The sequence below is a fragment of the Janthinobacterium sp. SUN128 genome (assembly GCF_030587275.1).
Classification (GTDB): domain Bacteria; phylum Pseudomonadota; class Gammaproteobacteria; order Burkholderiales; family Burkholderiaceae_D; genus Janthinobacterium; species Janthinobacterium lividum.
Genome location: NZ_JAPWHY010000001.1, coordinates 4,050,299 through 4,076,503, shown reverse-complemented (window position 1 = coordinate 4,076,503; position 26,205 = coordinate 4,050,299). Strand labels below are relative to the sequence as shown.

The 26,205-nt window shown below is 64.4% G+C and carries 21 protein-coding genes; 12 read left to right on the top strand and 9 right to left on the bottom strand.

Annotation, left to right across the window (positions count from 1 at the left end):
- Positions 1-55: 55 nt before the first annotated feature.
- The 8 genes from O3297_RS18410 to hutC form a co-directional block, all read right to left on the bottom strand.
- Complete coding sequence (locus O3297_RS18410) at positions 56-1,036, bottom strand: choice-of-anchor A family protein (protein WP_070281654.1); 981 nt, start codon at positions 1,034-1,036, stop codon at positions 56-58.
- A gap of 198 nt (positions 1,037-1,234) precedes the next feature.
- Positions 1,235-2,959, bottom strand: coding sequence for a glycosyltransferase family 39 protein (locus O3297_RS18405; protein WP_034780504.1), 1,725 nt, complete (start codon positions 2,957-2,959; stop codon positions 1,235-1,237).
- Between the two features lie 154 nt (positions 2,960-3,113).
- Positions 3,114-3,383, bottom strand: a complete 270-nt coding sequence (locus tag O3297_RS18400) for a type B 50S ribosomal protein L31 (RefSeq protein ID WP_034746247.1) — start codon at positions 3,381-3,383, stop codon at positions 3,114-3,116.
- Positions 3,384-3,661: 278 nt separating this feature from the next.
- Entirely contained in the window at positions 3,662-4,924 is a 1,263-nt protein-coding gene (gene rho / locus O3297_RS18395) for a transcription termination factor Rho (RefSeq protein WP_034746249.1), read from the bottom strand.
- A 155-nt stretch (positions 4,925-5,079) separates the two neighbouring features.
- Positions 5,080-5,406, bottom strand: coding sequence for a thioredoxin TrxA (gene trxA, locus O3297_RS18390; protein WP_034780502.1), 327 nt, complete (start codon positions 5,404-5,406; stop codon positions 5,080-5,082).
- Between the two features lie 312 nt (positions 5,407-5,718).
- The gene (locus O3297_RS18385; RefSeq protein WP_052140021.1) at positions 5,719-6,177 is read right to left on the bottom strand and encodes a response regulator; all 459 of its coding nucleotides are present in this window, start codon (positions 6,175-6,177) and stop codon (positions 5,719-5,721) included.
- Between the two features lie 70 nt (positions 6,178-6,247).
- On the bottom strand, positions 6,248-9,571 hold the full coding sequence (locus O3297_RS18380) for a PAS domain-containing hybrid sensor histidine kinase/response regulator (RefSeq protein WP_034780814.1): 3,324 nt from the start codon (positions 9,569-9,571) through the stop codon (positions 6,248-6,250).
- A 331-nt stretch (positions 9,572-9,902) separates the two neighbouring features.
- Positions 9,903-10,622 (bottom strand): histidine utilization repressor, encoded by a 720-nt coding sequence (gene hutC / locus O3297_RS18375; RefSeq protein WP_070254615.1) that lies wholly within the window; start codon positions 10,620-10,622, stop codon positions 9,903-9,905.
- 341 nt (positions 10,623-10,963) lie between these two features.
- On the opposite strand from hutC, the gene ada reads away from it, so the two are divergent.
- From ada to O3297_RS18315, 12 genes are all read left to right on the top strand, one after another.
- Positions 10,964-12,019: a bifunctional DNA-binding transcriptional regulator/O6-methylguanine-DNA methyltransferase Ada gene (gene ada / locus O3297_RS18370; RefSeq protein WP_305049372.1), complete on the top strand. Its 1,056-nt coding sequence runs from the start codon at positions 10,964-10,966 to the stop codon at positions 12,017-12,019.
- A gap of 56 nt (positions 12,020-12,075) precedes the next feature.
- Positions 12,076-12,705 (top strand): 2OG-Fe(II) oxygenase, encoded by a 630-nt coding sequence (locus tag O3297_RS18365; RefSeq protein WP_305049707.1) that lies wholly within the window; start codon positions 12,076-12,078, stop codon positions 12,703-12,705.
- 75 nt (positions 12,706-12,780) lie between these two features.
- Positions 12,781-14,439: a mechanosensitive ion channel family protein gene (locus O3297_RS18360; RefSeq protein WP_211548300.1), complete on the top strand. Its 1,659-nt coding sequence runs from the start codon at positions 12,781-12,783 to the stop codon at positions 14,437-14,439.
- Positions 14,440-14,585: 146 nt separating this feature from the next.
- The gene (locus O3297_RS18355) at positions 14,586-15,215 is read left to right on the top strand and encodes an N-acetyltransferase (RefSeq protein ID WP_305049371.1); all 630 of its coding nucleotides are present in this window, start codon (positions 14,586-14,588) and stop codon (positions 15,213-15,215) included.
- 66 nt (positions 15,216-15,281) lie between these two features.
- The gene (locus O3297_RS18350) at positions 15,282-16,955 is read left to right on the top strand and encodes an amidohydrolase (RefSeq protein WP_305049370.1); all 1,674 of its coding nucleotides are present in this window, start codon (positions 15,282-15,284) and stop codon (positions 16,953-16,955) included.
- A 106-nt stretch (positions 16,956-17,061) separates the two neighbouring features.
- Positions 17,062-18,765: a urocanate hydratase gene (gene hutU / locus O3297_RS18345; protein ID WP_034780490.1), complete on the top strand. Its 1,704-nt coding sequence runs from the start codon at positions 17,062-17,064 to the stop codon at positions 18,763-18,765.
- Positions 18,766-18,784: 19 nt separating this feature from the next.
- Positions 18,785-20,344, top strand: a complete 1,560-nt coding sequence (gene hutH / locus O3297_RS18340) for a histidine ammonia-lyase (RefSeq protein WP_034780488.1) — start codon at positions 18,785-18,787, stop codon at positions 20,342-20,344.
- A gap of 20 nt (positions 20,345-20,364) precedes the next feature.
- Positions 20,365-21,153: an N-formylglutamate deformylase gene (gene hutG / locus O3297_RS18335; RefSeq protein WP_305049369.1), complete on the top strand. Its 789-nt coding sequence runs from the start codon at positions 20,365-20,367 to the stop codon at positions 21,151-21,153.
- Complete coding sequence (locus O3297_RS18330; RefSeq protein WP_305049368.1) at positions 21,138-22,514, top strand: formimidoylglutamate deiminase; 1,377 nt, start codon at positions 21,138-21,140, stop codon at positions 22,512-22,514. The genes hutG and O3297_RS18330 overlap by 16 nt, the downstream gene beginning before the upstream one ends.
- Positions 22,514-23,089, top strand: a complete 576-nt coding sequence (locus O3297_RS18325) for a HutD family protein (protein ID WP_099389096.1) — start codon at positions 22,514-22,516, stop codon at positions 23,087-23,089. Before O3297_RS18330 ends, O3297_RS18325 begins: the two co-directional genes overlap by 1 nt.
- A gap of 12 nt (positions 23,090-23,101) precedes the next feature.
- Positions 23,102-24,328: an imidazolonepropionase gene (hutI, locus tag O3297_RS18320; RefSeq protein ID WP_305049367.1), complete on the top strand. Its 1,227-nt coding sequence runs from the start codon at positions 23,102-23,104 to the stop codon at positions 24,326-24,328.
- A gap of 90 nt (positions 24,329-24,418) precedes the next feature.
- Positions 24,419-25,849, top strand: coding sequence for a glycine betaine ABC transporter substrate-binding protein (locus O3297_RS18315; RefSeq protein ID WP_305049706.1), 1,431 nt, complete (start codon positions 24,419-24,421; stop codon positions 25,847-25,849).
- An 11-nt stretch (positions 25,850-25,860) separates the two neighbouring features.
- Here the strand turns inward: O3297_RS18315 and O3297_RS18310 are convergent, their stop codons facing one another.
- Positions 25,861-26,040 carry a hypothetical protein gene (locus O3297_RS18310; protein WP_034746290.1) on the bottom strand — a complete coding sequence of 60 codons (180 nt, stop codon included), beginning with the start codon at positions 26,038-26,040 and terminating at the stop codon, positions 25,861-25,863.
- Between the last annotated feature and the right edge of the window lie 165 nt (positions 26,041-26,205).

Below are 26,205 nucleotides of genomic sequence, written 5' to 3'. Positions count from 1 at the left end.
AAAAACACCGGGACGCTCGCGCGGCCCGGTGTTTTTTATTGATTCAGCGTAAAGCTCAGGCCATCGCGGCTTGCGGTGCGCGCGCTGGCGTGCGGCGGCGTACAAAGGCGAGCAAGCCCAGGCCGGCCAGCAGCATGGCGTAGGTGCCTGGTTCCGGCACGGCCGACACGCTGACCGTGTTGAAGCCGGAGCCGTTCATCGACACGTGGCCGTAATTGATCGAGCTGACCGAATTGGCGACCAGGGTGCCGTTCATGCTGCCCGAACCGGAAAACGCGCTGTTCGGCGCCAGGATGCTGCCGTTGATGCCGACGTTGTTCAGGCTGGTGGTAGTGGCATTGGCGAAGTTCAGCAGCGTGCGGTCGGCGAAGCTGCCGAAATTGTCGAAGCCGCCGCTCAAGGTGATGTTGGTGGCCGTGCCGTTGATGATGATGCTGGCCGTGCTTTTCAGCGAGGACAGGTCCAGGGTCAGGTTATGCAGGTTCGACGCATCGATGTTGAAAATATTCACGTCGGCGTTGATGTCGCCCACCAGCTTGAAACCATTGTTTTGCGAAAGCACGGTGCCGTTCGATTGCAGCTTGGCCACGTCGCCCGACAGGGTCGTCAGCTGTTGCTTGGTACCCGCGAAGTCCAGGGTGGAAGCGTTGCCTTTGCTGATGCTGCCGGTTGGGAACCATTGTGGCGCTGTCAAGGTGGCGTTGGGATTGCTGACGCCATACACGGCGGAACCACCGATGGTGCCCCAGCCCGTGTTCAGGTTGCCGCCAGCAACGATCGCGTTGGCCGCGCTGCCTGGCTTTTTGTTCGTGCCGACGTTGTAGTTGTCCAGATAGATATTGCCGCCGGCGGCGATGCTGCCACCGACGCTGGTGAAGCCGCTGGCGCCGCTGCTGCCGATGTTGCCGAAGATGAAGGCCGAGTAGCCATTGGCGACGCCGAGGTCAATCACGGTTGCCTGGGCCGAAGCGCTGAAAGAGAAGGCGAACAGGGCGGCGCTGATGAGCGGCAAGGTACGGGCAGTAAATAATTTCATGGACAATCTCATAGTGAATTGGGGGACGAATAGGGCGGGAAAGCAAGACACCGCCATCGCGCAGGCCATCATTATAATCTAAAAAACAATTCTAGTTCAATTTAGGTAATTAACTATATTTAAAAGCAACACTTTTCCTGGCGATAGTGATTGTTTTGCGGACATAAAAAAACCGGGCCTGGCCCGGTTTTTTGCTGCTTACCTGACGCGCTGGTACAGGCGGAAACGTTCCACGTCATCCGTGGGACGGCGCCCCTCCCACAGCTTGATCCAGTCCGCGCCATGGTGCTCGGGCAGTTGTTCCTTGCTGTCAGGCACCTTGATGCTGTCTTGCAACAGGAACACATCGCATTGCTGCTGCCCCACGCTGGCAAACGGCAGGTGGCCGAAGTAGGCGAACGAGGCGCGCTGTGCTGCGCCGACGTTGCTGTTGATGCACTTGCTGCCTGGCGGCAGGTGGACGGAAATCTGGTGCGCCACGCTGGCGTAGCTCTTGCTGTAGTTCAACGGCGGCAGGAACAAGGTCATGATCAGCACCCAGATCAGGATCAGGCCACCGGACGACAGGACCACGGCGCGCCACAGCACGGCCGGCTGGCGCGAGATGCGCCAGTGCACCAGCGCCACCCAGCCCGCACTGGCGCAGGCGGCCACGAAAAAGGCCAGCAAGTCGAGTTCGGGCTTGAAGCCTGGCATGAGTTTCAGGGCATTATGCGACAGTTTCGGCGGCCAGCCCGTCAGGATGGCGAACCAGAACAGCCACAGCGCAAGGGCGCAAATGGTCAGCACCATCACGGAGAACCAGTCGATGGCGTTGATGGCGCCCCGTTTCATGGTCAGCAAGCCGAACGCGGCCATCACGGCCAGCGGCGGCAGCAGCGGCAGCAGCTGGCTCGGGTCGGGATCGGGATGGCACAGGCCCAGGATGGCCAGCATGGCGACAAAGGTCAGCGGCACGACGATGTGCAGCACGTGGTGCTGGCGGCGCCAGGCATACACGGCCCAGGCGGCGAACGGCCATGCTGGCCAGAAGAACCAGATGCCGACACGCAAGAAATACTGCAGGCTTTTCAGGCTCGGGGCGCTGAACTGGCGGCAATTCCATTCCATCCACGCGTGCAGCGGCGAGTGGCCATACGGTTGCAGCCATTCGCCCGGCAGCAGCCAGACGAGGGTCAGCGCGGCTCCGATCAGGATGGCCAGCGCCAGGTGGCGCACGCTGCGCAGCAGCGGCAGGCGCAGGAAGACGGTGCACAGCAGCAGGGCAATGCTCAGCGCTGCCGGCGTGATCCAGCCGCGCGCGAGGGTCAGGCCGCCCATCGCCAGGCCCAGCAGGGCCGCATTGCGCACGGACGGGCCTTCCATGTAGCGCACGGCGCGGTACAGCAAATAGGCCATCAGGGACACGTACAGCGCTTCGGCCGTGATGTCGTGGCTGTGCTGCAGCAGCCCCAGGCAGCCCAGGTAGATGAGCACGGCGGCATCGGCCAGGGTGCGGCCGAAATCGTCCGGCTCGGGCTGGCCGCCGAAGGCCAGGCGCAGCGGCTGGGCATCGTTGCGGCGGCCCAGGTTGAAGGCGGTGTACCAGACGGACAGGGTGCTGACGACGAAGATGCCGATGGTCGACATGCGCGCGCCAAAGACGTCGCCGTCGATCCAGCCGAACAGCTTGATGAAGATGGCGCCCAGCCAGAAGGCCAGCGGGCCTTCGTCGGGCAGCGACAGGCCGGCCACGTTGGGCCACAGCCAGTCGTTCAGGCCGCCATGCGCCATGGTCCACATGATGCCGAAACTGGCGGCGTCATCGTTCTTCCACGGTTCGCGGCCGATCAGGCCAGGCAGGATGTACAGCAGGCCGAGCGCAAACAAGGCCCATCGTGGCAGCGCGAGTGTGGCAGCGGCGGGAAGGCGGACTGGCTTCATCGATAGTCGGTATCAGAAAAAAATGGCAAGACGCGACGAATGGCGTCGGGTATGCGCGAGTATAAAGTAAAGCGGCCAAAGACAAAAAAGGCAGCCGTGGCTGCCTTTTTCTTGGTAGCCGAAGCTGCCCTTTTTTGCCGCAGAGCGGCAAAAATTAGCCTGCTGCGACTGCGGTTTTCGAACCAACCGAACCGAACTTCTGACGGAACTTCTCGACGCGACCAGCGGTATCGACGATTTTGTGCTTGCCCGTGAAGAATGGGTGCGATTCAGCCGAAACCTCGATCTTCACCAGTGGGTATTCTTTACCGTCGTGGGTGATTTTTTCGCGGGTTTGGATGGTCGAGCGGGTAACGAATTTGAAATCGCACGACAGATCGTGGAAAACAACTTCGCGGTATTCTGGATGGGTATCGACTTTCATGGTCTTCTCTCTAGTTTGGTAGCCAAACAGCACTTCGTCGGTCGTCCAGCTTCTTGACCCGATTGCCGATCACTTGCCAGGGTTTAAAATAATGCAACCGTCGATTATATAGCGCTTTTCGGCCGCAGGCAATAAAAAAGCCGCTCAATGAGCGGCTTGCACCTAAGTGAGAGGCGAGATAAAACCGTAGCGAGCAGGCCACAGTTGCGATTGAGTAGCGGAACTGTACTTTAGTACAGTGAGCAACGGAGATCGAAAATGTGGCCGCGCAGTAGGTTTTAGCCGCCTCTACGCATCATGTCGAAGAACTCGGCGTTGTTCTTTGTGGCTTTCATCTTGTCGAGAATGAACTCCATCGCCTCGATCTCGTCCATCGAGTACAGCAACTTGCGCAAAATCCAGATTTTTTGCAGCTCGTTCGGCTTGATCAGCAGTTCTTCGCGGCGGGTACCCGATTTGTTCAGGTTGATTGCCGGGTAGACGCGTTTTTCGGCCAGACGGCGTTCCAGATGCACTTCCATGTTGCCGGTACCCTTGAATTCTTCAAAGATCACGTCATCCATGCGCGAGCCCGTTTCGATCAGCGCCGTGGCGATGATGGTCAGCGAGCCGCCTTCTTCGATATTGCGCGCGGCGCCGAAGAAGCGTTTTGGACGTTGCAGCGCATTCGCGTCGACACCACCGGTCAGCACCTTGCCCGAGGCAGGGATGACGGTGTTGTAGGCACGCGCCAGACGGGTGATCGAGTCGAGCAGGATGACCACGTCTTTTTTCATTTCGACCAGGCGCTTGGCTTTTTCCAGCACCATCTCGGCCACTTGCACGTGGCGCGTGGCTGGCTCGTCGAAGGTCGAGGCGACGACTTCGCCGCGGACCGAACGTTGCATTTCGGTAACTTCTTCCGGACGTTCGTCGATCAGCAGCACGATCAGGGTGATGTCCGGATGATTTGCCGTGATCGCATGGGCGATGTGCTGCAGGATCACGGATTTACCGGATTTCGGCGATGCCACCAGCAAGCCGCGCTGGCCTTTGCCGATCGGGGCGATCAGGTCGATGATGCGGCCGGTGATGTTTTCCTGGCCATTCATTTCACGTTCCAGGCGCAGCGGCTCGTTCGGGTGCAGCGGCGTCAGGTTTTCAAACAGGATGCGGTGTTTCGACATCTCCGGCGATTCGCCGTTGACCTTGTCGACTTTGACCAATGCGAAATAGCGTTCGCCATCTTTCGGGGTCCGTACCTCGCCTTCGATCGAATCGCCGGTGTGCAGATTGAAGCGGCGGATTTGCGAAGGGGAGATGTAAATGTCGTCGGTGGACGCCATGTAGCTGGCGTCGGGCGAGCGCAGGAAGCCGAAGCCGTCAGGCAGCACTTCCAGGGCGCCATCGCCAAAAATCTGTTCGCCGGACTTGGCGCGTTTTTTCAGGATAGCGAACATCAGCTCCTGTTTGCGCAAGCGGGCTGCGTTGTCAATGTCAAGACCGATCGCCATCTCAAGCAGGGCGGATACGTGTAGGGCCTTTAGTTCGGATAAATGCATATGTGTTGAGTGTCCCGAGACGGGATGTAAAGGTAGGGGAGGGGACTGCGTGGCGTTGATTAATTATTCGGGAAGGCTGTGCACGAATGAGGCAAAGCCGCTTCCCGGTGGTTCCAGTCAGGCGGCGCTGCGGGCGCAGCGCTGCCCATCATACATTAAATGTTGCTGTCGACGAAAGCGGTCAACTGGCCCTTGGCCATGGCGCCCACTTTTTGAGCAGCTGCAACACCATCCTTGAACAGGATCAGGGTCGGGATGCCGCGGATGCCGAATTTGGCAGGCACTGCCTGGTTGGCGTCCACGTCCATCTTGGCGATCTGGATGCGGCCGGCGTATTCCTTGGCCACTTCTTCCAGGATCGGGGCGATGGCCTTGCAGGGACCGCACCATTCTGCCCAGAAGTCGACCAATACTGGCAACTCGGATTTCAGGACGTCTGCTTCAAAAGATGCATCGCTAATGTGTTTGATATTTTCGCTCATATTTTCCTCAAATGAGGGTGGGATCAATAATGCCTGGAATTAACCATACGCTGGTTCGCCATCCATGCTTCCTGGAATGCAGTTAGAAGATGGGGACAATGGGCACGACTTCAATGTCTTGGAAGGTGCGACCAGAGGTATGCAGGCGGGGATGGCTGAAATAATAACCCATTTTTTCAAAGCGTGGCGATTATTGCAGAAAAACTTGAGGCATATCGCCAGCATATCCCTCCTGTGCGTGGCCGCAGGGCGGCAAAGCCGCATGCCTGCTGGCCTGCAGCGCCGTGCCTGCCCTCCCGGCCGGCCCCTCGATCAGGCTTGTACGTTGGCCAGACGCGCCGTGTGCTGCAGTTGCAAGTTCACCATGAGCTGCAATTCCGCGCTTTCCATCGGCTTGCGGAAGGTGCCCAGGATATGCAGGCCATTCGCCATGGCCAGGCGCTCGGCCGCCAGGCGCACGGCCGAATGCAGGCCCGACAGCAGGACCACGCCGCCGCGGAAGCCGTTTTCCGCCGCCATGCGCAAGAATTCGATGCCGTCGATGTCGGGCATGGACAGGTCGCAGATCAGCAGGTCGGGCTGGTGCTGCTTGAGGGTGGCCAGCGCCTGATCGCTGTGCGACTCGCAGCGGATGTCGAACTGGCCCATCTGTTCGAGCATGTCGCTGAGCACGTCGAGCATGAAAACGTCGTCGTCCAGCAGCAGCACGCGCAATGGCGCCAGGCCCGCTTCGTTGTGTTCCTGGCTTGCTTGGTTTGATACAGTGTTCATCGTCATGTCTTTCTATTGATATGCATCGCTGTCGATGCCGATACCTTGCCGCAACCCAATTTGGCGATAGCTAATCGTCATTGGCAAAGCTGGTGTTATTCATGATTTGTTCGGTAATCTGTTCCAGCAGGGGCCACAGGCGCGTAACGATGCGCCGTGCCCGCTCTGCCTCGTCGGCCGGTTCGCCCGGCGCCAGGGTTTCCAGGTTGTGGCACAGTTCGGCCAGCCCCAGGGCGCCCACGGTGCGCGCCGATGACTTGATGCGGTGTCCCAGTTCGCGCACCTGCTGCACGTCGCCGCGCGCCAGGGCCGCATCGATGTCGCCAAAGCCATCCTGCGTGGTCTGCAGGAACTTGAAGGCGAACTTGCGCACCTTTTCCGGGTTGTAGCCCAGCAATTTGGCCAGGATGGACAGGTCGATCACTTGCGGGTCGCCGGCCAGGGTGGTCTTGAAGGCGGGCGCGGCGCGGCTGCGCGCCGGTGGCGGCGGCGTTTCGTGCGCCGGCAGCCAGCTGGCGATGGTCTGGTACATCATGGCCGGCTGGATGGGCTTGGAAATGAAATCGTCCATGCCCGCTTCCAGGCAGCGCACGCGGTCTTCGCTGGTGGCCGTGGCCGTCATGGCCAGCACGCGCAGGTGCGCCAGCTGCGGGTCGGCGCGGATGTGGCGCGTTGCCTGCAAGCCATCCATCAGCGGCATCTGCACGTCCATCAGCACGCAGTCGAACTGCGTCTGGCGCAGCAGGTCGAGCGCCTCTTCGCCATTGTTGGCCAGGCAGACGGAGGCGCCCGCTTCCTCCAGCAATTCCAGCGCCACTTGCTGGTTGAACGTATTGTCTTCCACCAGCAGGATGCGCGCATGCTTGAGCGTGCGCATCACCAGGGCCGCGTCGGCGCTGGCGCGCATGGCGGCCGCCGTCTGCACCATGCTGTCAAGCATGGCGGGCGCGGCCTGGTCGGAAATGCCCAGGTTGGCCGTGAACCAGAAGGTGCTGCCGGCGCCGGGACGGCTGTCGACGCCCACGTCGCCGCCCATCAGCTGTGCCAGCTGCTTGCAGATGGCCAGGCCCAGGCCCGTGCCGCCATATTCGCGCGTGGTGGAGGTGTCGGCCTGCTGGAAGGACTGGAAGAGCTTGCTCATTTCATCCTGCGACAGGCCGATGCCGTGGTCGCACACTTCAAAGCGCACGAGGCAGTGTTTCGCGTCCGCCACCACCCTGCGCACTTTCACGGTAATGCTGCCCTGTTCGCTGAACTTGATGGCGTTATTGGCGTAGTTGATCAGCACTTGCCCCAGGCGCAGCGGGTCGCCCACGAGCACGGCGGGCAATTGCGGGTCGATCTCGAACAGCAGTTCCAGGTTCTTGCCGGCGGCGCGAGGCGCGACCACCGTCATCAGCGTTTGCACCACATGGTCGAAACTGAAGTTGACGCGCTCGATTTCCAGCTTGCCTGCCTCGATTTTCGAGATGTCGAGGATATCGTCGATGATGCCCAGCAAATGTTCTCCTGCGAAGCGGATTTTTTCCAGGTAGTCGCGCTGGCGCGGTTCCAGGTCCGTCTTCAGGGCGAGATACGCCATGCCGATCACGCCATTCATCGGCGTGCGGATTTCATGGCTCATGTTGGCCAGGAATTGTCCCTTCGCCAGGCTCGCTTCTTCGGCCACCTGCTTGGCCTGGTCCAGCTGCTCCGTGCGCTGCGCCACGCGCTCTTCCAGATGTTCATTGAGTTCGCGCAAGGCGCTTTCGCTGCGCTTGTGATACGTGATGTCCGTCAGGCTGGCCACCACCATGCCCACCTTGCCGTATTCATCGCGGATGGCCTCGGTATTCACGGATAGCCACGACAGGCTGCCGTCGGGCTGCTGCACGCCCATCAGCACGTCGCGCATGGCCTCGCCCGTCGACAGGGTGATGTGCACGGGATGGCTGCGCTGGTCGAAGGCGGAACCGTCTTCGCGGATGGCTTGCCACAGGCTGTTGCCGGCCGGACTGGCCGCCAGCATGCGTTCGGCGGCGGCGTTGCTTTCCAATATGTGGCCGTGGCTGTCCTGCACCACCAGGCCATTTGTCACGGCGCCGAACACGGACGCCATGCGCTGGCTCGAGTTCGACAGCGCGATCGATGCCTGGCGCCGCTCCGTGATGTCGGTAATCATCGCCAGGGTGCCGCCCGGTTCGCCATTGTCCGACTGGATGCTGGTACTCGACAGCAAGCCCCACAGGCTGGACTGATCCTTGCGGAAGAAGCGGAAATCGACCTGGTCCGGCTGGCTGGCGAAGCTGCCATGGCTGGCCAGGCGGCGCTGCATCAGCAACTGGCTGTCGCGGTCCATGAAGTCGAGCAGGGGACGGCCCAGCATTTCCTGCACCGTGTAGCCCAGCATGTGCGCCATCTTCGGGTTGACGAACGTGGTCTTGCCGTTCGCATCCGTCATCCAGATGCCTTCGGCGGCCGTCTGCACGATCAGGCGGTAGCGTTCCGAACTGGCGTGCAGCGCTTCCTCGGCGCGTTGCCGCTGCGTCATGTCGCGCAGCGAGACGATGGAAAACACTTGCCCGGCCATCCGCAGCGGCGACAGGCTGACCTTGGCGGGGAAGTGCGTGCCGTCGCGGCGGCGCGCCATCATCACCCGGCCCGGCAGGCTGTGCCGCCCTTGCGGGTCGCCCACGGATTGGCTGGGCGTGCTTTCCGGTACCAATTGCTCCAGCGACATGCCCGTCAATTCGGCCAGCGGATAGCCGAAGCAGCGCGCGCCGATCTGGTTGGCATAATGCACCTTGCCCTCGACGTCGGCCACCAGCATGGCTTCGGGCGCCGCTTCCAGCATCGAACGCATGCGCGATTGCTCGTCCTGCTTGCGCTCGCTGATATCGCAGACGATGCCGCTGGCCTGCGTGGCGGCGCCATCCGAGGCGCGCGACAGGACGGCGCCGCGCGCCAGCAGCCAGCGCCAGTGGCCGTCGCTGTGACGCAAACGGAATTCGCAATTGAAGGTGCCGGGCGTCTGGCCGTCCAGATGCTGGCGAAAGGCCAGGCTCAGGCGCGCACGGTCATCGCGGTGGACTTCGGCCAGCCAGTCGGCCAGTGCATGCTCGAGCTGGGCATGCTTGTCGCCCAGGACGTCCTGGTATTGGGGCGCGAACTGCAGCCGGTCGGACTGGCGGCGCCAGGTCCAGCCGGCCATGGTGGCGCCGCGCAAGGCTTGCATGGCATCCTGCTCGGCCTGGGCATGCGCGGGCTGGGGCTGGCGGCGCAACTGCTGGCGCAAGCGCCAGGCTTGCCAGCAAGCCAGTCCCGCCAGGGCGGTGGCACTGGCGGCAGCATACGGCCACAGCAATGCCGGCGCCATGCCGGGCGCCGCCGCCTGCACCGGCAGCGAAAGCGCCATGCCTGCCGCCAGCATCGTATGAGCGAGCCGGCGCAGCGCAGGGCGCCGAGGGCGTGGTGCGCTGAAACTCGTGTGGCTGCAATACGACAAATGCATCCCTTTCTGGGGCGTGATTGGACTAGGCTGGCAGTACATGAGGCGCGCTCAAATAAACGCCTGCGGCGCTTTCTGGCGGCAACTATAGCATCGAATATTTACTCGGAGTATTTAGTTTCAGAAACGGCCAAAACGGGATTTTTTTTCACCCCGAAATGGCTGTTTTTTTCACGATTTGGTGAGAATTCGTGAGAAAGTTGACGCGAAATCGTGCTACTCAATCGAGGCGATAGCCTTAGCTAAAACTGCCGGCGAACTGATAGCGGTGTCCGGGATGCCACATGGTGGCGATCGAGGCGATCTTGCCGCCCGAGCGGGTCTGGCGGCGCAGCACCAGGCAAGGCTGCTTGGTGTCGATGGCCAGCATTTCGGCGATGTCGCGCGGCGCCGACAGCGCTTCGATGCTGTAGGTGGCGCCTTGCAGGGGCGCGGCGGCCATCAGGTATTCGTTCGGCGTGATGCTGGAAAAATCCTGCGTCATGTAGTCGGGCGCGCACTCGGGATTGACCCAGCGGTCTTCCACCTGGATCGGCACGCCGTTTTCAAAATGCACGATCAGCGAATGAAACAGCGGGTGTTCCGGCGGCAATCCAAATTGCTTGGCCAGCAGGTCGGACGCCTTGGTGCGTTCCAGCAATTGCAAGCTGCTGCGGTGGATATGTCCGCGCGCGCGCACTTCATCGGCGATACTCTTGATTTCCAACAAGGTCGCCTGGTACTTTTGCTGCGCCACATAGGTGCCGGATCCCTGGCGCCGCGTCAGCACCTGCTCGCTGGTCAGTTCGCGCACGGCGCGGTTGACCGTCATGCGCGAGACGCCGAATTGCTTTACCAGCGCTTGCTCGGAGGGAATCACGTCGCCTTCCTTCCAGCGTCCGGCGGCGATGCCGGCCAGCAGAAAATCCTTGATGCGCTGGAAAATGGGCGTATTTTCTTGTGTATTGTGGTCGTCCAATGCGGTTTCTCCGGGGCACGGGCAGGGCGCGCCGCCGGCTGGAGGCGCGATGGCCGATTTTAGCACCGAGCGCGATGCCTGCCGCCAGCCTTTTTTGAATTCAAAAGCAAGCGCCGGAGTGCGGCGCGCATGGGCGCTGGCTATGCTGGTGACTTGGAGCCTATCCCAGTAGGGAGCGTCTTCTGCTGGCAGTTCATCAGGAGCGCGGACAAGGCGTGAGGAGGACGCGTGGCGAGCCACGCGACGACGAGCAACGCCGTCCCCGCTTCTGAGGTGCGCCAGCAGGGGATGTATTCATCTACTGGGATAGGCTCTTACTATAGACTTGCACGGAGTTCGCCATGGAACACGCTTACCTGACTGACGATGAACGCTGGGATGCCCTGCAGCGGCGCGCGCCCGACGCCGATGGCGTCTTTTACTATTCGGTGCGCACGACGGGTGTGTATTGCCGGCCATCTTGCGCGGCGCGCCCTGCCTTGCGCTGCAACGTGGCTTTCCACGCCAGTTGCGAGCAGGCGGAGGCGGCCGGCTTTCGTCCCTGCCTGCGCTGCAAGCCGAGTCTGCCGCCGCTGGCCCAGCGCCAGGCGGCCATCGTGGCCGACATCTGCCGCCTGATCGACGCCAGCGACGAGCTGCCCGATCTGGACAGCCTTGCCAGGGCCGCCGGCATGAGCCGCTTTCACTTTCACCGCGTCTTCAAGGCGCACACGGGCATCACGCCGAAAGCATATGCGGCGGCGCGGCGCGGCGAGCGCCTGAAGGCCGGCTTGCAGGGCGCGGGCAATGTCACGGAAACGTTATACGCGGCCGGCTTCAATTCCAGCGGCCGCCTGTATGCCGCCACGCCAGGCTTGCTGGGCATGACGCCGGGCGCGTTCCGCGACGGCGGCAGCGGCGCCGTGATCCGTTTCGCCATCGGCGCCTGCTCGCTGGGCGCCATCCTCGTGGCCAGCACGGACAAGGGCATCTGCGCGATCTTGATCGATGACGACCCGGAAGTGCTGCTGCGCGACTTGCAGGACCGCTTTCCCCGCGCCGAGCTGCGCGGCGCCGAGCCCGAGTACGAGCAGACGGTGGCGCAAGTCGTCGGCCTGGTCGAAGCGCCGGGCCTGGGCCTGGACTTGCCGCTCGACGTGCGCGGCACGGTGTTCCAGCAGCGCGTGTGGCAAGCCTTGCGCGAGATTCCCGCCGGCAGCACGGTCAGCTATGCCGAGCTGGCGCGGCGCATCGGCACCCCGCAAGGCGCGCGCGCCGTGGCCGGTGCCTGCGCCGCGAATGCCCTGGCCGTCGCCATCCCCTGCCACCGCGTGGTGCGCAACGATGGCGCGCTGTCCGGCTACCGCTGGGGCGTGGAGCGCAAGCAGGCGCTGCTCGAGCGCGAGGGTGAACGGTGAGGGCGCTGGACTGGCAGCAGATCGAGGATGAGCTGAATCAATACGGCTGTGCCGTCATGCCGGCCCTGCTGGCCGCGGATGCCTGCGCGGCGCTGGCTGCCCAGTACGAAGAATCAGCGCGTTTTCGCAGCAGGGTGGTGATGCAGCGCCATGGTTTTGGCCAGGGCGAGTACCAGTATTGGGCCTATCCGCTGCCGCAGCCGGTCGCCGAGCTGCGCGCTGCCTTGTATCCGCCGCTGGCGGCCATTGCCAACCGCTGGCACGCCAGCATGGGCATCGACAGCCGCTTTCCTGTGGCGCACGGGGATTTCCTGGCGCGCTGTCATGCGGCGGGGCAAACCCGGCCCACACCCTTGCTCTTGCGCTACCGCGAGGGCGATTACAACTGCCTGCACCAGGATCTGTATGGCGAGCACGTGTTTCCGCTGCAACTGGCCGTGCTGCTGTCGCGCCCGCACGAGGATTTCACGGGCGGCGAGTTCGTGCTGACGGAGCAGCGCCCGCGCATGCAGTCGCGCGCCGAAGTGGTGCCGTTGGCGCAGGGCGACGCCGTGCTCTTTCCCGTCGCGCAACGCCCCGTGCATGGCACGCGCGGCAGTTACCGCGTCAACATGCGCCACGGCGTGTCGCGCCTGCGTTCGGGCTTGCGTCACACCCTGGGCATCATTTTTCATGATGCGAGTTGAAGACTAGCTGCGGCGCTTGAGTTTCCAGGATTACATGGCATGATGGCTGCTTCTTGTCACTCTTTCATTTCTGCCATGTCCGCGCTGCTCCGCCTGTTGTGCCTGTTGACCATTTTCCTGCTGCCCGCAGCCCATGCGGACGACGGCGTGCCGGCGCTCGTTGCGGAGGCCGCGTCCGTCGTGGCGCCGTCGCAGGCCGCGGCGGCCAGGACGGCGCCGCTGATGTTTGCCAACCGCAAAGTGTTTGTCTTTCGCGCCGCGCTGGCCGGCTATCCGCCCGATGAGCGAGCCACGGGCGCGCAGCGCCGGCTGGAAGGCGTGCTGGCCAAGAATGGCCCCTTGCAGACGAGCACGCGGATGATTCCCGAAGGCACGCAAGTGCTGCTCGATGGCGTGCAGCTGTTCGTCGTCGTGCCTGGCGATGTCAACCAGCTGGCCGGCGACACGACGGAAAGCGTGGCGAAAACGGCTGCCGGCGAGTTGAGCAAGGCCGTGCTCGATTACCGCGAACAGGGCAGCTGGCGCTACCTGTCGATCGCGGCCGCCGTGTGCGCGGCCGCCACCCTCGTGTTCTGGCTGGTGTGGATGGGCTTGACGCGTTTGTACCACTGGGCCAAGCGCCGCAGCGGCATCCTGCTGGCCTCGCGCCTGCGCGACGTGCGCCTGAAGAATGTGCGCGTGCTCGATGCCGAACACTACATCGCCTTCGCGTATCAGCTGCTGAGCGCCGTGCTGTGGGGCTTGCGCCTGATGGCCACCTATCTGTGGGCCGCCTTCGTGCTGGGCCGCCTGCCCTACACGCGTTCCTGGGGCGAAAGCCTGAGCGGCTATTTGTTCGACGTGGCCGCCGACGTCTTCCACGCCATCATCGGCGCCTTGCCGGGGCTGGTGCTGGTCTGCGTGATCTTCGCCATCGCGCGCCTGATCGCCGCCACGGCCGCCTCGCTGTTCAAGCGCGTGGAAAGCGGGGAACTGCAAATCGGCTGGCTGGACAAGGATACGGCCCTGCCGACGCGCCGCATCGCCAGCGTGGTGATCTGGCTGTTTGCGCTGGCCATGGCGTATCCGTATCTGCCCGGCTCGCATACGGCCGCCTTCCAGGGACTGTCCGTGCTGGTGGGCCTGATGGTGTCGATCGGCGCGTCGAGCATCGTGGGCCAGGGCGCCAGCGGCCTGATCCTGATGTACACGCGGGCCCTGCGCAAGGGAGAATATGTGCGCGTGGGCGACAGCGAAGGCACGGTGGTCGACGTGGGCATGTTCGAAACGCGGCTGCGCACGGGCCTCGGGGAAGAGGTGGCCTTGCCAAACGCCTGGGTGATGTCGCAAACGACAAAGAACTATTCGCGCGCCCAGCCCGGCGGCGGCTTCGTGCTCGATTCCACCGTCACCATCGGCTATGCCACGCCATGGCGGCAAGTGCACGCCATGCTGGAACTGGCCGCCTCGCGCACGACGGAACTGTCCACCACGCCGAAACCGTACGTGATGCAGCTGGCCCTGCAAGATTACTACGTGCAATACCGCCTCGTCGCCTACGCCAGCGCCGAAGTCCCGCGCCAGCGCGCCGAAGTACTGAACCGCTTGCACCAGAACATCATCGACGTCTTCAACGAATTCGACGTGCAGATCACCTCGCCGCACTACATCGATGACCCGAAAGAGTCGCATGTGGTGCCGCCGGAGCAGTGGTTCAGGGCGCCGGCGCAAAAGCCGGAGGACGGGGCCAAGTAAGGTCACGCGACATGCTGCCCGGCCATGGCGCGCTTCGCGTGAAAATGCCAGGGTATGCCCATGGCGCCCTGGTGGCATTGACCGGGCGCAAGGCCTGCGCGCTTGCGTTAAGATGCCGGGCGTTACAACCCAAAGAAAGCGACCTCATGTCCAGCCCGTCCAGCATCGCAGTTTCCCACGCCGAAGCTTCCCGCACCGCCCGCAGCCTGGCCGCCGCCCTGACCGGCGATCCGTTCTACCGCACCGTCACGGTGGCGTGCGGCGACGACGAGACGGCGCGGCTGGCCATGCTGGAAGCCTACTTCGCGCTGGCGCTGGAAGAAGGCCGCCAGGCGGGGCGCGTCGACCTGGCGGATGACGCGGGCAATGGCGCCGCCATCTGGACCACGGACACGCCGGCAGCCCAGCGCCAGGCGGCCTATGCGCAGCGCGAAGCCGCCTTGCGCGCGCTGCTGGGGGAGCTGGGCTTCGCGCATTTCACGGCCATCGTCGCGAACATGGAGCACGCGCTGGCGCCGCACGGTTTGCAGGATGCCTGGTATCTGTCGATCGCCGGCATCGCCCCGGCCGCGCAAGGGCAGGGGCTGGGCGCGTCCGTGCTGGCGCCGGGACTGGCGGTCGTCGATGCGGCGCGTGCCGCGTGCTTCCTGGAGACCTACAACGAGCGCAGCCTGCCGTTCTATGCCCGTCTTGGCTTCGTGGCGGCGGGACGCTACGCGGAAGCCGTCACGGGCTGCGATTACTGGCTGATGGTACGAGCGCCCCGCGCTGCCTGATTGACCATTTTGCCAATTTCTATACACTCGTCTTTTTGCTAACGACTAAAAGACCTGGAGATGGAAATGCCGACCTTGCCACTGCGCCGCACCTTGCTCACGCTCGCCTGCCTGGGGGCCCTCGGCCACGCGTATGCCGATACCGTCATCGACAATGCCAACGGCTACACGCTCAACGCAGCCGGCAAGGTGCTGCGTTTCACGGCGCTGGCGTTTGACGACGGGGGCAAGCTGCTCGCCGTCGGCAGCGCCGCGCAGGTGAAACGCAAGGCGGCCAAGGGCGCCATCCATGTCGACGTGCAGGGAAAAACCGTGCTGCCAGGCCTGATCGACGCGCATGGTCACGTGTTCGGCCTGGGGACGATCGCCAGCGGCGTGATGCTGTACGGTTCCTCCTCGCTGCCGGCCGCCGTGCAGGCCGTGGGCGACTTCGCCAAAGCGCATCCGGAGCGCAGCTGGGTGATCGGCAATGGCTGGAATCAGGAAATCTGGAAGCTGGGGCGCTTTCCCACGGCAGCCGAACTCGATGCGGCCGAAAGCGCGCGGCCCGTGTGGCTGCGCAGGGTCGATGGCCACGCGGGCTGGGCCAACAGCCGCGCGCTGGCGCTGGCCGGCATCACGCGCGCCACACAAGATCCGGCGGGCGGCAAGATCGAACGCGACGCGGACGGCAATGCCACCGGTGTGCTGGTCGACAACGCCATGGACTTGATGGATGCAGTGCTGCCCAAGCCGGGCGACGTGGAAAACCGCGCCGCCCTCGATGGCGCGCTGGCGCAGCTGTCGCAAGCGGGGCTGACCAGCGTGCACGATGCGGGCATCGGCCAGATGCAGGACCGGCTGTTCCGCGATTACGCGGACCACGGCAAGCTGACGGTGCGCGTGTACGGCATGATCGCGGATACGACGGACGACTTCGACGCGCTGGCGAAAAACGGCCCTGTAAATAGCTATGCGCGCGACATGTATGCCTTGCGCGCCGTGAAACTGCTGTCCGACGGCGCCCTGGGCAGCCGCGGCGCGGCCTTGCTGGCGCCGTACAGCGACGATCCTGCTACAAGCGGCCTGCTGTTCTACCCTGACGCTGCCATGCGCGCGAAGATGGAAAAAGCCATGCGCGCCGGCTACCAGGTCAATGTGCACGCCATCGGCGACGCGGGCAACCATCAAATCCTCGACGGCTACCAGGCCTTGACCGCGCAATACCGCAGCGTGGGCCTGCGCCACCGCATGGAGCACGCGCAGGTGGTGCAGTTGTCCGACATCCCCCGTTTCAAGGCGCTGGGCATCGTGCCGTCGATGCAGCCGACGCACGCCACCTCGGACCAGAACATGGCGGAGCAGCGCGTGGGTCACGAGCGCATCAAGGGCGCGTATGCGTGGCGCACCTTCCTCAAGCTGGGCTCGCGCATCGCCTGCGGTTCCGATTTCCCCATCGAGTCGCCGAACCCGTTCGAGGGCATCCACGCGGCCGTGACGCGGCAGAATAGCGAAGGCTTCCCTGCCGGTGGCTGGTACCCGCAGCAAGCGATGACGGTGACGGAAGCGCTGCGCTGCTTCACCCTCGACGCGGCTTGGGCGGCGCACCAGGAAAAGGTCATCGGCACCCTGGAAGCGGGAAAGTGGGCGGACTTCGTCGTCGTCGACCAGGACCTGTTCAAGGTCGAACCCAAGGCCATCGGCAAGACGCAGGTGCTGCAAACGTGGGTGGCGGGCAAGCGCGTGTTCGAGAAAAAATAGGTACTTTGGGCCTGCAAAAATCTGTTGACTTGGTTGTATAGACAACCTATGCTGGTAGCACCAGAGCGGGCCAAGTACGCCCGCTCGCACCCTACGAGGAGACAGCATGAACAGCACAATGGACACCGATCCACGCTTTGATGCCAGCCGTACCATCCGCGCCCCGCGCGGCACGGTCATGGCTTGCAAGAGTTGGCAGGCCGAGGCGGCCTACCGCATGTTGCAAAACAACCTGGACCCGGAAGTGGCGGAAAATCCGCAGCACCTGGTCGTCTATGGCGGCATCGGCCGCGCGGCCCGCAACTGGGCCTGTTTCGACCAGATCCTCGCGTCCTTGCGCGAGCTGGAAGACGACCAGACCTTGCTGATCCAGTCCGGCAAGCCGGTGGGCGTGTTCCAGACCCACGCGGATGCGCCGCGCGTACTCATCGCCAATTCCAACCTGGTGCCGAAATGGGCCAACTGGGAACACTTCAACGAACTCGATCGCCAGGGCCTGTTCATGTACGGCCAGATGACGGCCGGCAGCTGGATCTATATCGGCACGCAGGGCATCGTGCAGGGCACGTATGAAACCTTCGCCGAAGCGGGCCGCCAGCATTTCGGCGGCGACTGGGGCGGGCGCTGGATCCTGACGGCGGGTCTGGGCGGCATGGGCGGCGCGCAGCCGTTGGCCGCCACCATGGCGGGCGCCGTGTCGCTCAATATCGAATGCCAGCAAAGCAGCATCGATTTCCGTTTGCGCACGCGCTACCTGGACAAGCAGGCGGCCAGCCTGGACGAAGCCCTGGAGCTGGTCAAGTATCATACGGAGCGCAAGGAAGCCATCTCCATCGGCTTGCTGGGTAACGCGGCCGAAGTGCTGCCGGAGCTGGTGCGCCGCGCGAAAGCGGGCGGCCTGGTGCCGGACCTGGTGACGGACCAGACGTCCGCGCACGACCTGGTCAACGGCTATCTGCCCCGCGGCTGGAGCGTGTCGGACTGGAAGGCGGCACAGCAGGACCCGCAGCGCCATGCGCGCCTGACGGTTGCCGCCGCCGATTCCTGCGCCGCTCACGTGCAAGCCATGCTCGATTTCCACGCCATGGGCGTGCACACCGTCGATTACGGCAACAACATCCGCCAGGTGGCGTTCGACCAGGGCGTGCAGAACGCCTTCGATTTCCCCGGCTTCGTGCCCGCCTACATCCGCCCGCAGTTCTGCGAGGGCCGCGGCCCATTCCGCTGGGTAGCCCTGTCGGGCGACCCGGAAGACATCTACAAAACGGATGCGAAGATCAAGGAACTGTTCCCGCACCATAAACAGGTGCACCACTGGCTGGACATGGCGCGCGAGCGCATCGCCTTCCAGGGCCTGCCGGCGCGCATCTGCTGGCTGGGACTGGGCGAGCGCCACATCGCCGGCCTGGCCTTCAACGAGATGGTGCGCACGGGCGAGCTGAAGGCGCCCATCGTCATCGGCCGCGACCACCTGGATACGGGTTCCGTCGCCAGCCCGAACCGCGAGACGGAAAGCATGAAGGACGGCACGGACGCCGTTTCCGACTGGCCGCTGCTGAACGCCATGCTGAACACGGCCGGCGGCGCCACCTGGGTTTCGCTGCACCATGGCGGCGGCGTGGGAATGGGGTATTCTCAGCATGCGGGCATGGTCATCGTGGCCGACGGTAGCGAAGCGGCGGCGAAACGCCTGGCCAGGGTACTGGTCAACGACAGCGGTTCTGGCGTGATGCGCCATGCCGATGCCGGCTACGAAACAGCGGCCGCCTGCGCCAAGCGCAACGGCCTGATTCTTCCCATGCTTCCTTGAGACTTAGACGCGAATGACTATGACACAGCACTCCAAAAGTTGGACGTTAAAACCCGGCGCGATGACCCTGGCCGACCTGCGCGCCGTCTGGGCCGCACCGGCAAAATTGACCCTCGCCGCCGAGGCCTATCCCGTCATCGAAGCGTCGGCCGCCGCCGTGCAAGCCATCGTCGCCAAGGGCGATGCGGCGTATGGCATCAACACGGGTTTCGGCTTGCTCGCCAAGACGCGCATCCCCGATGAAAAGCTCGAGCAATTGCAGCGCAACCTGATCCTGTCGCACTCCGTCGGCACGGGAGAACTGCTGTCGGACGCCGTCGTGCGCCTGATCATGCTGATGAAGATCGGCAGCCTGGCGCGCGGTTTTTCCGGCGTGCGCCCGCTGATCGTCGATACCCTGATCGCCCTGTACAACGCGGGCATCATGCCGGCCATTCCCGCCAAGGGTTCCGTCGGCGCCTCGGGCGACCTGGCGCCGCTGTCGCACATGACGCTGGCCATGCTGGGCGTGGGCGACGTGCGCGTCAACGGTGAATTGATGGCGGCTCCCGAAGCGCTGGCGCAGGCGGGCATCGCGCCCGTGGTGCTGGCGGCAAAAGAGGGCCTGGCGCTGATCAACGGCACGCAAGTGTCGAACGCGCTGGCGCTGCATGGCCTGTTCATGGCCGAGCGCCTGCTGGAAGCGGCCATGGTCACGGGCGCGCTGTCGCTCGACGCGGCCAAGGGCAGCGATGCGCCGTTCGACGCGCGCGTGCACGCCGTGCGCGGGCAGCCCGGACAGATCCTGGCCGCGCAGATGTATCGCCAACTGGTGGCGCACAGCGCGATCCGCGCCTCGCACCTGGAAGGCGACGAGCGCGTGCAGGACCCTTACAGCCTGCGCTGCCAGCCGCAAGTCATGGGCGCCTGCCTCGATTTGATCGTCAACGTCGGCCGCACCCTGCTGATCGAAGCCAATGCCGTCACGGACAATCCGCTGATCTTCCAGGATGGTCCCAACGGACAGGCGGAAATCGTCTCGGGCGGGAACTTCCACGCCGAGCCGGTGGCCTTTGCCGCCGACACCCTGGCGCTGGCGATTTCCGAAATCGGCGCGCTGGCCGAGCGCCGCATCGCGCTGCTGATCGACGCCACCTTGTCCGGCCTGCCGCCCTTCCTCGTGCGCGACCCGGGCGTCAATTCCGGCTTCATGATCGCCCACGTGACGGCTGCCGCGCTGGCATCGGAAAACAAGTCGCTTGCCCATCCGGCCAGCGTCGACAGCCTGCCGACTTCCGCCAACCAGGAAGACCATGTGAGCATGGCCACGTTCGCCGGGCGCCGCCTGGACGACATGGCGCACAACACGGCCGTCATCGTCGGCATCGAGCTACTGGCCGCCGCGCAGGGCATCGATTTCCACCGTCCGCTGAAAACCTCGCCGCACCTCGAGCATGTCCACCAGCAGCTGCGCCAGAAGGTGCCGTTCTTCGACGCCGACCGTTTCTTCGCGCCCGATATCGAAGCGGCCAAGCAGATGGTGCTGCAGGGTGAGTTGAGCAGCACGTGCAAGAATTTGTTCGCCCCGCTGTACGCCTGAGCGGGAGCAAGGAGACAAGCATGGATTTTCGCTTCAACGAAGGCAGCATCCCGCTGCTCGTGTCGATGCCCCACGTGGGCACCGACATACCGGACGATATCGCCGCGCGCATGACGCCGCAGGCCTTGATCAAGGCCGACACGGACTGGCATCTGCGCGAGCTGTATGGCTTTTTGCAGGAGATGGATGCATCCGTGCTGTCGGCGCGCTGGTCGCGCTACACCATCGACTTGAACCGCCCGCAGGAAGACACGAATCTGTATCCGGGCCAGGATACGACGGGCTTGCTGCCCAACGATACCTTTCACCGCGAGCCGCTGTACCTGGCTGGCCGCGAACCCGATGCGCAGGATGTGCGGCAGCGCTTGCAGCGCTACTGGGCGCCGTATCATGCGCAGCTGCGCGCGGAACTGGACCGTCTGCTGCGTGTGCATGGCGCCGTGGTGCTGTGGGATGCCCATTCCATCGCCTCGCGCGTGCCGCGCTTCTTTGACGGCAAGCTGCCCGACCTGAACTTCGGCACGGCCGATGGCGCCAGCTGCGATGCGGGTCTGACCTCCGCCGTGGTCGATGTCGCGCGCGCGCAGGAGGCATTTACCGTGGCGCTGAACGGCCGCTTCAAGGGCGGCCATATCACGCGCCATTACGGCCAGCCGGAAAGCCGCGTGCATGCGATCCAGCTGGAGATGTGCCAGTGCCTGTACATGGATGAGGCAGCGCCATTTGGCTACCGGCCCGACCTGGCGGCAAAGGTGCAGCCGCTGCTGCGCCAGATGATGGAAGCGGCCGTGGCATGGGTGGCGCGTTGAGCGGGTGTTTGTTCGCGCGCCACGCGCTGCTGCCGCAAGGCTGGCGCCGCGACGTGCTGCTGGAATGGGACAAGAATGGGGATTTGACGGCGGTGGCGGAAAACGCCGCGCCGCCTGCCGGCGCCGAAGTGGCCGAATATGTCTTGCCCGGCATGGTCAACCTGCATTCGCATGCCTTCCAGCGAGCGTTGGGCGGCATGACGGAAGTCGCGGGGGATGGGCCGGATAGTTTCTGGACCTGGCGCGACCTGATGTACCGTTTCGCGCGCCACATCACGCCGGAGCAGATGGAAAGCATCGCCGCGCAGCTGTTTGCCGAATGCCTGCGCCATGGCTACACGGCGGTGTGCGAATTCCACTACCTGCAGCGCGATATGGCCGGTGCGCTGTATGCGCGTCCCGCCGAAACGGCCGAACGGGTGCTGGCCGCGGCGCGCATCAGCGGCATCGGCATGACCATGCTGCCAGTGCTGTACAGCCATGCTGGCTTCGGCGAGCAGGCGTTGAAAGCGGAGCAGGCGCGCTTTCGCACCGATGCGCAAGATGTGCTGCGCATCGTCGAGGCGCTGGCGCCGCAGCGCGGCGGGCAGGTGGAGGTGGGCTTTGCGCCGCACTCGCTGCGGGCCGCTGGCGTGGCGCAGATCCGCGAAGTGGCGCAAGCGCTGCCCGCGGATCGCCCCATCCACATCCACATCGCCGAACAGCAGGGCGAAGTGCGCCAGAGTCTCGATTACAGCGGCCGGCGTCCGGTGCAGTACTTGTACGACCAGGTCGACGTCGATGCGCGCTGGTGCCTCGTGCATGCCACGCATGTGCAGCCCGATGAAGTGGCGCTGATGGCTACGAGCGGCGCCGTGGCGGGCCTGTGCCCGACGACGGAGGCAAACCTGGGCGACGGCCTGTTCCCGCTGGCCGAATTCATCGCCGCCGGCGGGCGTTTCGGCGTTGGCAGCGACAGCCATGTATCGCAGTCGCCCGTCGAGGAATTGCGCTGGCTCGAATATGGTCAGCGCTTGCAGCGCCAGCAGCGCAATGTGGCCGCCACGCCGGACCAGCGCCATGTGGGCGACTACCTGTGGCAGGCGGCCTTGCAGGGCGGCGCGCAGGCGGCCGGGCGCAAGCTCGGTGCCCTGGCGCCGGGCTGCCGCGCCGACTTGCTGGTGCTCGACGAGACGCATGTGAACCTGTGCGGCGTGGCCATCGAAAATGTGCTGGGCAGCGTGCTTTTCTGCGGCAACGACAACCTGGTGCGCGACGTGCTGTGCGGCGGCCAGTGGCAGGTGCGCGATGGGCGCCATGTGGCGCAGGACGCCATCGCGGTCGGCTACAAGCGCACCCTGGCGCAACTGAGGGCGCTCTGATGGCGACTTTCATCCCGCAGGAATGCCTGCGCGCCGCGCCGTGGAAAAACGGCGGCGGCAGCACGATGGAAATCGCCATTTCTCCGCCCGGTGCCGGCCTGATGGAATTTGACTGGCGTATCAGCCTGGCGACGATCACGGCCAGCGGGCCGTTTTCCAGCTTTCCCGGCATCGACCGCAGCCTGATGCTGGTCGATGGCGACAGCGTGCAGCTGACGCTCGACGGCACGCGCAAGGTGACCTTGAGCGCGGCGCAACCGATGCTGTGGTTTCCCGGCGAAGCGGCCGTGCTTGCGCAGGTCAAGGGGACGACGACGGATTTCAATGTGATGACGCGGCGCGACCGCTGCCGCCACCAGCTGGAAAAGATCACGGCGCCGGGCAAGCTGGCGCGGCGCAGCGCGACGACCCTGCTGTTTGTCGCCGGCGAAGGCCACGTGCTGGCGCGCGGTGGCGAGCAGCAGTTCGCGCTGGCCCGCCACGATGCGCTGCTGCTGGACGCCGACGATGCGCAGGAATGGCGGCTCGACGCCTTGCAGCGTTCGGCCGTCTTGTGCGTCGACCTGTTTACCTAGGGAGGGAAAGCGATGCAAGACTGGGATCTGGTCATCCACAACGTCCATTTGGCCACCATGGAGCAGGGCTATGGCGAACTGCTGGACGCGGCCATCGCCGTCAAGGATGGTCGCATCGCCTGGTTCGGCCCCGGCGACGAGCTGCCGGCCAGTAGCGCCGTGCTGCACGACGGCCAGGGCTGCTGGCTCACGCCCGGCCTGATCGACTGCCATACGCACATCGTCCACGCGGGCAACCGCAGCGACGAATTCGAGGCGCGCCTGAATGGCGCCAGCTATGAAGACATCAGCCGCGCCGGCGGCGGCATCATGTCCACCGTACGCGCCACGCGCGCGGCCAGCGACGATGAATTACTGCGGCAAAGCCTGCCCCGCGTGCTGGCGCTGCTGGCCGAGGGCGTGACCACCCTGGAGATCAAGTCCGGCTACGGTCTCGACGCGGACAGCGAGGCGAAGATGCTGCGCGTGGCGCGCCGCATCGGGCAAGAGCTGCCCGTGTCCGTGCGCACCACCTTCCTCGGCGCGCACGCGCTGCCGCCCGAATATGCGGGCCAGGCCGACGCCTACATCGAGCTGCTGTGCGCGCAGATGCTGCCCCAGTTGGCTGGCGATGGACTGGTCGATGCCGTCGATGCGTTTTGCGAGCGCATCGGCTTTACGCCGGCGCAAACGCAGCGCATGTTTGACGCGGCGAGGGCACTGGGCCTGCCAGTCAAGCTGCATGCGGAGCAGCTGTCGGACCTGGGCGGTGCGGCGCTGGTGGCGCGCTACGGCGGCCTGTCGGCCGACCACCTGGAATTCCTGTCGGACGAGGGCATCGCCGCCATGGCGCAACATGGCACGGTGGCCGTGCTGCTGCCTGGCGCGTACTACTTTTTGCGCGAGACGCAGCCGCCGCCTGTCGCGGCATTGCGCGCGGCTGGCGTGCCGATGGCCGTGTCCACCGATTGCAACCCGGGCACGTCGCCCATGACGTCAATACTGCTGGCGATGAACATGGCGTGCACCCTGTGGCGTCTCACGCCGCAGGAAGCGCTGGCTGGTGCTACCTGCCACGCGGCCCGCGCGCTGGGCTTGCAGGACCAGACGGGCAGCCTGGCGGTGGGCAAACGCGCCGATTTCGCCCTGTGGCGCATCGCGCGCCCGGCCGACCTGGCGTATGCGCTGGGACTGAACCCGTGCGCTGGCGTGGTGCATGGCGGTGTCTGGCGCGCGCCGGTGGTAAGCTTGCCGGATTGATCATCCGTCCTGGAGCGCCGCGTGCGTGCTGCTTGTTTGCTGTTTTATCTGCTGTTGTCGCTCCTCTTCGCCGCCGCACCTGCGCATGCCATGGATGGGGGCACCTTGAAGGTGGGCTCGAAGCGCTTCACGGAATCGTATATTCTCGGCGAAATCCTCCAGCAGAGCGCCGCACCGCACGTCAAGGCGCAGCACCGCCAGGGCCTGGGTAACACGGCCATCGTGCTCGCTGCGCTGCAGGCGGGCAGCATCGACGTATATGCCGAATACATGGGCACCATCGCCAGCGAAATCCTCAAGCACGACAAGGCCATCGATCTGGCGCAGACGCGGCGCGAACTGGCGGCGCTGGGGCTGGGCGTGGCCGTGCCGCTGGGCTTCAACAATACGTATGCGCTGGCCATGCGCGGTGATGAAAAATCCATCGCCAGCCTGGGACAGCTGGCGCAGCATCCGGCCCTGACATTCGGCCTGTCGCATGAATTCATCGGCCGGGTCGATGGCTGGCCGGGCCTGGCCGCGCGCTATGGCTTGCCGCAGCGCCCGCGCGGCCTCGATCACGGCATCGCCTACGAGGCGCTGGCGCAGCGCCAGGTGGACGTGATCGACATCTATTCGACGGACGCGAAGATCCGCCAGTACGGCTTGCGCGTGCTGGCGGACACGCAGCAGTATTTTCCCCGCTACGACGCCATGCTCCTGTACCGGCTCGACGTGCCGCAGCGTTTTCCCGCCGCTTGGCAGGCTTTGCTGCGGCTGCAGGGACGCATCAGCGAGAGCGACATGATCGCCATGAATGCGGCAGTGGAAATCGATGGCAAGACTTTCTCTGACGTGGCGCGGCAGTGGCTGGCGTCCGGCACGCAGGCGAACAAACCGGCCGCCGCGCGCAGCAATCTGCTCGATAAAATCATCGGCGACGACTTGTGGAGCCTGACGCGCCAGCATCTGACCCTGGTGCTGCTGTCGGTGGCATTGGCGTGCGTGATCGGCATTCCGCTGGGCGTGCTGGCGGCGTTTTCGGCACCGCTGCGGCAAACGGTGCTGGCCTTCGTCGGCGTGCTGCAGACGGTGCCGTCGCTGGCCCTGCTGGCGATATTGATTCCGGTGCTGGGCATGATCGGCACCGTACCGGCGCTGGTGGCCCTATTCGTGTATGCTTTGCTGCCCATCGTGCGCAACACGTGCACGGGCATTCTGCAGGTGCCGCAAGGCTTGCGCATGGCGGCGCTGGCGCTGGGTTTGAACAAGCGTGACCGCCTGCTGCACGTGGACTTGCCGCTGGCCTTGCCGGTGATGCTGGCGGGCGTGAAAACAGCGGCCGTGATGAGCGTGGGCACGGCCACCATCGCCGCCTTCATCGGCGCGGGCGGTTATGGCGAGCGCATCACCATCGGCCTGGCGCTGAATGACAACGACATGCTGCTGGCCGGCGCGATCCCCGCAGCCGTGCTGGCCCTGCTGACGCAAGGCTTGTTCGAGCTGGTGGAGCGCTGGGCCGTGGCCGGCCGGCAGCACTGACGGCATCACGGTTACAGCGAGTGCAGTTTGGAGCGCACCGAGACGACGGCCTGGTGCAGGATGCGTTCAGCCTGGAAATCGTTCTCGCGCTGTTCGGCGATGGCTTGCAAGTCGCGCGTATAGCGTTCCAGACGGGAGCGCAGGTAGGCGCGGTAGATTTTCATGACGAGCGGTTTGGCAGAGACATTCATGATGTGGCTCCCAGGTGCGTAATGATGCGTTCATTTTGTGTGAGCGGAATGCCGCCACTTTGCGCCATATCAAATGCCATGACCTCGTCAAATTGGCGCGTTTGACATTGCACAATGCCCCCCAGACCTAAGATGCCACACTGAATCTTCCCTGCTCGCCTGGTC